The organism is Neoroseomonas rubea (assembly GCF_016106015.1).
Classification (GTDB): Bacteria; Pseudomonadota; Alphaproteobacteria; order Acetobacterales; family Acetobacteraceae; genus Neoroseomonas; species Neoroseomonas rubea.
In genome coordinates this window covers 1-1,257 of sequence record NZ_JACADQ010000601.1, presented here as the reverse complement: position 1 = coordinate 1,257, position 1,257 = coordinate 1, and the positions used below count along the sequence as shown (strand labels likewise).

General features: G+C 73.9%; 2 protein-coding genes. Both read left to right on the top strand.

The genetic code is table 11. The features are described from left to right. A partial coding sequence (locus tag HW577_RS25220; protein WP_198378828.1) for a peptidoglycan -binding protein occupies positions 1-733 on the top strand: 733 nt, incomplete at its 5' end. Positions 734-741: 8 nt separating this feature from the next. Next, the coding region (locus tag HW577_RS25215; RefSeq protein ID WP_232475236.1) for a GGDEF domain-containing protein at positions 742-1,257 on the top strand (516 nt) is incomplete at its 3' end.

The window sequence follows — 1,257 nt, the reverse complement described above, 5'->3', positions numbered from 1 at the left end:
TTCAGACGAATGCTCTTCGGATCTGGACGCGCTGCGGCAGGAAGCGGCGAACCGCGCCGGCCGTGCGGAAGCCACCGCCGGCGAGCAGACGCGCCTCGCCGACAGCGCCCGCGCCCAGGTCGCGCTGCTGACCCGCCAGATCGAGGCGCTGCGCGCGGAGATCGCGCGCCTCGTCGTCGCACTCGAGCTGGAGGAGGAGGCCGGGCGTGACCGCGACGCGCAGATCACGCTGCTCGGCCAGCGGCTGAACGCCGCGCTGGCCGCCCGCGTCGAGGAATTGCAGCGCTACCGCTCGGACTTCTTCGGCCGGCTGCGCGACGTGCTCGGCGAAAGGCCGGAGGTGCGCATCGCCGGGGACCGCTTCGTCTTCCAGGGGGAGGTGCTCTTCGCCCCCGCCCAGGCGGAACTCTCCGACGAAGGGCGGCGGCAGGTGCGCGCGCTCGCCGCCGTGCTGGCCGAGATCGCGCCGCAGATCCCCCCCGACGTCGCCTGGGTGCTGCGCGTCGATGGCCATGCGGACCGCACGCCGATCCGATCCGCCCGCTTCGCGAGCAACTGGGAACTGGCCGCTGCGCGCGCCATCGCGGTGGCGCAGCTGCTGATCGCCGAAGGGCTGCCGGCCAACCGCGTCGCTGCCACCTCCTTCGGCGACACGCAGCCGATCGATGCCGGCGAGGGGCCGGGGGCGCTGGCGCGCAACCGGCGCATCGAACTGCGCCTGACGGATCGCTGAGGGTGGCGATGGGCAGCGAGGAGATCCTGTTCGTCGCGGCACGGGGCGGGATCGCGGCGCTCGCCCTGTTCGCCCTCCTGCGCGTCTGGATCGCGATGCGCGCCGCGCTGGCGATGCCGGCCTCCCCGCGCCCGCTGTTGCTCGCGCTGCTGCCGCTGCTCGGCCTCGCGGCGGCGATGCAGGGCATCGATGCCTCGGACAATGTCGTCCGCCATCGCGAGCAGGCGATCCTCTTCTCCTCCTGGGTGTGGATGCTGTTCGACGCGGCGGTGCCGGTGCTCGCGCTGGTCGCGCTGCGCGTCACGCGCGAACGCGACGCGGCGCTGGCGCGGCTGTCCTCCATCGCGGTGACGGATCCGCTGACGGGGCTGGCGAACCGGCGCGGCTTCGCCGAGGCCGCCATGGCCGCGATCGCGGCCTGCCGCGCGCGCGGCGCGCCGGCCGCGCTGGTGATGTTCGACGTGGACCGCTTCAAGTCGATCAATGACGGGCACGGGCATCCGGCGGGGGATGAGGTGCTGGTG